This window comes from Actinomadura sp. SCN-SB (genome assembly GCF_043906805.1).
Lineage (GTDB): Bacteria > Actinomycetota > Actinomycetes > Streptosporangiales > Streptosporangiaceae > Spirillospora.
In genome coordinates this window covers 1-6,233 of sequence record NZ_JBIMPP010000132.1, presented here as the reverse complement: position 1 = coordinate 6,233, position 6,233 = coordinate 1, and the positions used below count along the sequence as shown (strand labels likewise).

The 6,233-nt window shown below is 68.9% G+C and carries 6 protein-coding genes; 4 read left to right on the top strand and 2 right to left on the bottom strand.

What is annotated here, in order from left to right; all coding sequences use genetic code 11:
• Nucleotides 1-643, bottom strand: a 643-nt coding sequence (locus ACGWYJ_RS38425) for a hypothetical protein (protein WP_395111587.1), incomplete at its 3' end; no start/stop codon positions are given.
• Between the two features lie 359 nt (nt 644-1,002).
• The gene (locus ACGWYJ_RS38420; protein WP_395111586.1) at nt 1,003-1,329 is read right to left on the bottom strand and encodes a pilin; all 327 of its coding nucleotides are present in this window, start codon (nt 1,327-1,329) and stop codon (nt 1,003-1,005) included.
• A gap of 557 nt (nt 1,330-1,886) precedes the next feature.
• Here ACGWYJ_RS38420 and ACGWYJ_RS38415 point away from each other — a divergent pair.
• The 4 genes from ACGWYJ_RS38415 (at nt 1,887) to ACGWYJ_RS38400 (ending at nt 6,112) form a co-directional block, all read left to right on the top strand.
• Complete coding sequence (locus tag ACGWYJ_RS38415; protein WP_395111584.1) at nt 1,887-2,813, top strand: DNA methyltransferase; 927 nt, start codon at nt 1,887-1,889, stop codon at nt 2,811-2,813.
• Between the two features lie 32 nt (nt 2,814-2,845).
• Nucleotides 2,846-4,003: a TRM11 family SAM-dependent methyltransferase gene (locus ACGWYJ_RS38410; protein ID WP_395111583.1), complete on the top strand. Its 1,158-nt coding sequence runs from the start codon at nt 2,846-2,848 to the stop codon at nt 4,001-4,003.
• Between the two features lie 261 nt (nt 4,004-4,264).
• On the top strand, nt 4,265-4,528 hold the full coding sequence (locus ACGWYJ_RS38405) for a helix-turn-helix transcriptional regulator (RefSeq protein ID WP_395111582.1): 264 nt from the start codon (nt 4,265-4,267) through the stop codon (nt 4,526-4,528).
• 57 nt (nt 4,529-4,585) lie between these two features.
• On the top strand, nt 4,586-6,112 hold the full coding sequence (locus ACGWYJ_RS38400) for a tyrosine-type recombinase/integrase (RefSeq protein ID WP_395111581.1): 1,527 nt from the start codon (nt 4,586-4,588) through the stop codon (nt 6,110-6,112).
• The last annotated feature ends 121 nt before the right edge of the window (nt 6,113-6,233 follow it).

The following is a 6,233-nucleotide window of genomic DNA, read 5'->3' as shown; positions in this document are numbered from 1 at the left end:
ACTGCACGACCTGGATCGCCAGGATCCCAGTCAGGCCGCGCCACCAGAGGCGGGCAAGGCCGTCGGTCATCGGCAGCGCGTGGAACATCAACGCCAGTGGCGCCGCCGCGATCAGCACCATCGTGATCGCGACCCGGATGATGTAGATGAACGCCACGCACAAGGCCAGCGCCACCACGGCCAGCGCGATGAAGACGGTGAACGGCTGCGTCGGCAGCAGACTCGCGGTCACATAGCCCGCGATCAGGTCGGCGACCACGCCCGGGTCGATGCGCTTCTCAGCACCGCCCAGAAACGCTCCGGCCATGCCGTTGGCGAAGGTGATCCCGTAGCCGATGAAGACCAGGCTCAGGTTGGAGGCCAGAAACGCCACGGTCAGCCGGGCCACCAGCTGTCCGGGTGTCAGCTCGCCCCCGGGCAGTGCCTGGCCGGCCATCAACAGCACACCGCCCAGGGTGATGAGCAGCACGTAGCAGGTGTTGGCGATCGTCTGCGAGGTCGCCCACAGCTGCCGGGCCCGCACCATGTCCGGCGAGTCGATCTCCGGAGTGCCCATCACCGTGGACCGCAACAACCCGAAGATCGGTTTGGCCGCCGACGTCACCAGCTCCTGAAACCAGCCGCTCACTGCTCGCTTGGCCATGCAACCGACATCCACCAACCCGCAGTCCTCCCCTTCGGTCCCCGGCTGCTGAGGAGCCGGAGATACGCCAGGTGAAGGAGCAGGCGCTGGAGCCGTTGAGGACGGCACCGATGGACTCGGCCGCGGACTCGACGCCGGTGCCGAGGGCACCGCAGAAGGCGATGCCGATGGCGGCGGAGCCGGAACTGCCGGGCCGGGGGCTGCTGGAGCTGGGCTCGGCGACGGGGATGGGGATGGAGTGCTGGCTGCGCTGGCGCCCACGACACATCCCAGGACGGCGGCCGGAAACAGGATCAGCACCACCAGCCGCCGAGCCCGAGGCGTCAAGCGCCCGATCAGGCGAGCGGGCGGGTGCGGGTTCATGCTTGGCCGACGATGCTCTGCAGCAGCTTGACCAGCATCGGCGCCAGGACCGCGATGCTGTACCCGATGGCGGCGTACCGCAGGGTCTTCTTGGCGGCCTCGACCTCGCCGGGATCGCCGCCTGCCAGGATGTAGCGGACACCCCCGATCGTGGCGAACAAGGTCGCCAATCCCACGAGGAGCCCGACCAGCACGTTGCGCAGGTTGTCGATGACCTGGTTCAGCGACTGCGCCTCGGCCAGCAGTGTGCTGGCCTCGGCCACGCCCGGGACCACCAGACCGGTGGCCAGGCACCCGGCCGTCCACAACAACGAGGCGGCCATTCGTCGGCCCTGGCTCGCGCTTCGGCGTGGTGCATGCAGTGCATGAGGACGCCCGTCGGAGGACATCGGCTTGGTGTGGCGAAGGCGGCGGGTGGTGCGCATGGCAGCATCTCCGAAATCTGACGTCGGGAAGAACCACTGCCAGGGGGATCACGTGGCCGGTACGGCCCAGGTGATGGGCGTCCTCCTCTGCGAGGGCGACTGTGAAGACGGGATGCGCACGGCGGGGACCGGATGAAACCGTCCACCCGAGCCGCACCGGCCCGTGATCTCAACTGGCGCCCATGAAGCACCGCCTCAACCACGGAATTCACGCGCCGTCTGCCAGAGATTGCCGAACCTTGACCCTCGGCAGCCGCCGCAGCCCGACCCGGAAAGGCAGCGATCGCGCCATCACCGGCCCGCGGCACCGCGCACGATCACGAACCATCACGCAATGCGTGCTGCGCTTGCTCTTTGCCGGATCATGACCCGTCCGCCGCGTCAAAACCCGGCCGGATGGCGGTGCTTCATGGGTGCACAAGGGGATCGGGTGATCGTCTCGGGTCACCCAGCAGATGCATCACGCACCGTCCAACCCGAACGACCCCGGCGACAGCCACCCCAAAAGCACCGACACCGCAGACCGGTCCCGGCGGATGCTGCCGCTCACGGTATGGCTGTGTTCGGACCACTCCGCCCAAGCCAACGACGACAAACCGTCCACCACTAGGGCGCCACACCGCACTAGCCCCCACAATCCTCAGATCTGCGCGCGGCACCGACAGGCCGTCGGACACCAGCTCGCCCGGCACCTGATCTCCCTGTGCACCCGCGAAGGAGATGTGGTCGCCGAGGCGTTCACCACCAGCGAAGCCACCCTGGTCGCCGCGACCGACCTCAACCGGCGCGGCCTGGCGCTGGTACCGCACTTCCCGCTCGCCCAGCACATCGGCTCCCGCCTGCGCGCCACGCTGCCCGAAGACCGGCTCGGGCAGGTGGCGATGCGTCCGTGCCGCCCCGACCAGATGGCCCGCGGCCTGGCCGACCACCTCGGTGAGGTCGGCATGGTCATCGCGGCCCCACCCCCGTACGAAACCGGTGGGGGCATCCCTAAGCGTGTGGTCGAGCGGTCCTGCCCGGCCTGTCGCGCCGATCTGTGGATGCTCAGCCACGAGCAGCTGGGGCTGTTCCTGACCGCGGCGTGGAAGGTGCTAAGACCGGGTGGGGTGCTGGCACTGATCACCACCGCCCGGCACGAGAACAACCGGCTGATCGACCCCGCACCACGCCTCATCCGCCTAGCACAAGGGCTGGGTTTCCGCTACGCCCAGCACGTCATCGCGCTGCGCGTCCCGATCGAGGGCGACTCCCTAGTCGTCCAGGCGGGCCCCGCCGACCTAGCCGAACTACGCAACGCCGGCTCGCGCGCCCTGCCGCCTGCCGTCTCGGTGCATGCCGACGTCTGTCTGCTGCTCAAGCCACAGAGCGGAGGCGCCCGATGAGTGCGCCATGTCAGGAAACCCGACTGGCGTCGGTGCTGGCGACCGGGCAAAAGCCGTCCCGGCTGCAGCGCAAGGGCCGCTACACCCCTGAGTCGATGCGGCACCCGGCCAAGATGCTGCCCGCCATCGCCGCCCAGATCATCCAGGAACTCACCGCGCCCGGCGATCTGGTGATCGACCCGATGTGCGGGATCGGCACCACCCTCGTCGAAGCGATCCACCTCGGCCGCAACGCCGCGGGGATGGAGTACGAGCCCGAATGGGCGCGGCTGACAGCCGCCAATCTCCTGCTGGCTCAGCAGCAGGGCGCCACCGGAACCGCCCACCTGGCGATCGGTGACGCCCGCACCATCGCCACCGCTCACGCCTGTCTGCGGGGGAAGGCCGCGCTGGTGCTCACCTCACCGCCTTACGGCTCGCAGACCCACGGCCATGTCCGCTCCGGGACCCGTCAAGGGGACGGCCCGGTCACCAAGTGGAACCATCGCTACTCCACCGACCGCGGCAACCTCGCCCATCGCAGCATGCCCGAACTCCTGGACGGCTTCGGACAGATCTTGGCTGCCAGCAGCCAGCTGTTGCGTCCGGGCGGGGTCATCGCCGTCACCGTCCGCCCGATCCGCGTGCGCGGCGAGCTGATCGATCTGCCTGGCCACGTCATCGACACCGCCCACCAGTACGGACTGGTCCTGACCGGCCGCCTGGTGGCGCTCCTCGCCGGGCTGAGAGACGGCGGGCTGGTCACGCGGGCCTCGTTCTTCCAAATGCTCGAAACCCGCCGCGCCCGCGACAAAGGCATTCCCGCCTGCATCACCGCCCACGAAGACCTTCTTCTGTTCCAGCACGCCGACGACTTGCGCGAGGGAAGCACAGATGACCAGCGACGTGACCACGATGAACCGCCCCATCAGCCCGCGCCGCAGCCGTCCGGGGAGCCGGACCAGCCGGAGGCGGATGGAGGAGGTGCTGGGGCGGCTGCAGCTGGGCACCTGCCCGCGCTGCGGCCGGGCCCGCTACCTGACCCGGCGCGACGCCCGACGCGCCGCCCGCATCGCCGCACCCGGAATCCGGCTCCGCGCCTACCCCTGTGGGACGAGCTGGCACCTGACCACGATTCCGAGACAGCGCCAGTTCACCCGTCCGCCCGTCACCGTCGTCCGTTCCCTCCCACGCGCCGGCGACGGGCTTGACGTGCGGTGTCGAGGCGAGCGTGCATACCGGCGCCCCGGCACGACCGGACACCCACGCGCACACCCGCACCCGCGGGATGCGGCGGGCTGCCGCGACCGCCGGAACGATCCTGATCCGCTGGAGAAGGCCCATGACACCCCTACACCCGACACCGATACACCTGGCTCCGTCCGGTCGTGGCCCATGCGCCACGACCGGGGGCGGAGCCGAAACCGGCGGGCCGGTGGTCCCGCTCGCCGGCGTCGAGCCGGAGGTGTGGAGTGAAGGGCGGGCTGACACCGGCGGAGATCCGTTCGCTGCCCGTCACCGTCGATCTGGTCACCGCAGGACGAGCGTTCGGCATCGGACGCACCACGGCCTACCAGCTCGCCAGGACCGGAACGTTCCCGTGCCGGGTGCTGCGGGTCGGCCGCTGCTACCGGGTGCGCGCCGCCGACCTGCTCACCAGCCTTGGCCTCGCCGTGGACACCTGCCTCGGCCAGCCGCAGGACGGGCAGCCCGCTCAACGCCAGGAGGAAGGCTGAATGGCCGCCAAGGGGAGCACATCCAAGACCTGCGGGTGCCGAGACCACGATGGGAGGTTGCTGAGAACGAAATGCCCGAAACTGCGGCGCGCCGATGGCCGTTGGAGCAAGAACCACGGCTCCTGGGGCTACCAGCTCGAACTTCCGCCCACAGCCGCAGGCGACCGCCGCGCGCCGCTGCGCCGATACGGGTTCGCCACCCAGGACGTGGCTCAAACAGACATGAACCAGGCCAAGGAACTACTGGCCATCGCTGGAGACGATGAGACAGCACGGGTACAGATCGCCGACCTGATCGTTGCCACCGTCCGCGACACCAAGGCGCTCCCAGAACCGGAAGAAGTCCGCCGGAAGATGCGCACCGGCCAAGACCTGGCCCGGTCGGTGACCGTAGGTGAGTACCTAGAATCCTGGCTGGCCGGACGCAAGAACCTGCGCGAGGGAACCCGCCGCAGCTACACCAACCACATTCACCTCTACCTCAATCCTCACCTGGGCCGGATCCGGCTGGACCGGCTCCGCGTCCGCGACGTGGACCGCATCTTCGACGCGATCGACGAACTTAACGAGACCATCACCCGGGCCCGCGAATCCGGCGACCTGAAACTGCGCGCCAAAGTCAAGGGCCGCCGGATGGTCGGCCCGGCCACCAAGCAGCGGATCCGGGCGACGCTACGCTCCGCGCTGAGCAAAGCCGTCCGGGAACGGCTGATCGAGGTGAACGTCGCCGCTCTCGTCGAACTACCGTCCGGCAAGGCACCCAAGGCGCTGGTGTGGACCGACGAGCGCATCGCCGCTTGGGAACGCGACTTCGCCGCCCACATCGAGACGATGAACGCCCGCCGCAAACGCCAATCCCAGCTCGAACCGCACAAACGGATCGGAGAGCGGATCAACCGGCTGGACGCCTACATCGGCGCTCCACGCCCCTCCAAGGTGATGGTGTGGACACCGGCCCTGACCCGCACATTCCTTGACCGCGCCCGCGGCCACCGGCTGTACGCCCAGTACCACCTGATCGCCTTCCGCGGCCTGCGCCGCGGCGAGTCCTGCGGGCTGCGCTGGTCCGATCTGGACCTGACGAACGGCGCCGCCACCATCCGCTGGCAAATCACCCAGATCGGCCCCGACACCTTCGAAGGCCAGCCCAAGACCTACGCAGGCGAAGCCACAATCAGCCTGGACAGCAGCACCATCAAGGTCCTGCGCGCGCACAAGGCCCGCCAGAACGCAGAACGTCTCGCAGCCGGGGACGCCTGGGTGGAGACCGGATACGTCTTCACTACTCCGCTGGGCGAGCCGGTCACCCCCAACCAGGTCACCGAACAGTTCGAGCAACTGTCGATGGAGGCCGGGCTGCCCCCGATACGGCTGCACGATCTACGGCACGGCGCTGCGACGTTCCTACTGGCCGCCGGGTACGACATGAAGGTCGTGCAAGAGACGCTGCGGCTGTCCTCGATCACGATCGCCGCCGACATCTACACCAGCCTCCTACCGCAACTGGCCCGCCAGTCCGCCGAGGACGCAGCCGCCGTCGTCCTTAAGGCCGGACCGAACAGCCGAACGTCTACGTCGGCGTAGATACCGGCGGCGGAGCAACCGAGGGGGAAAGGATGCCACGACGGTGAACGTCAAGGCCCACCTCGGTCCCTGCGACGCCGGCGGCTCTACGCCTCCGCCGACTTGTCGGAGGTCGACGACA

What these genes read in the sequence shown, in the direction of transcription:
- ACGWYJ_RS38415 (WP_395111584.1), top strand. Translation starts at nt 1,887, where the DNA reads ATGCATCACGCACCGTCCAACCCGAACGACCCCGGCGACAGCCACCCC.
- ACGWYJ_RS38420 (WP_395111586.1), bottom strand. Translation starts at nt 1,329, where the DNA reads ATGGCCGCCTCGTTGTTGTGGACGGCCGGGTGCCTGGCCACCGGTCTG.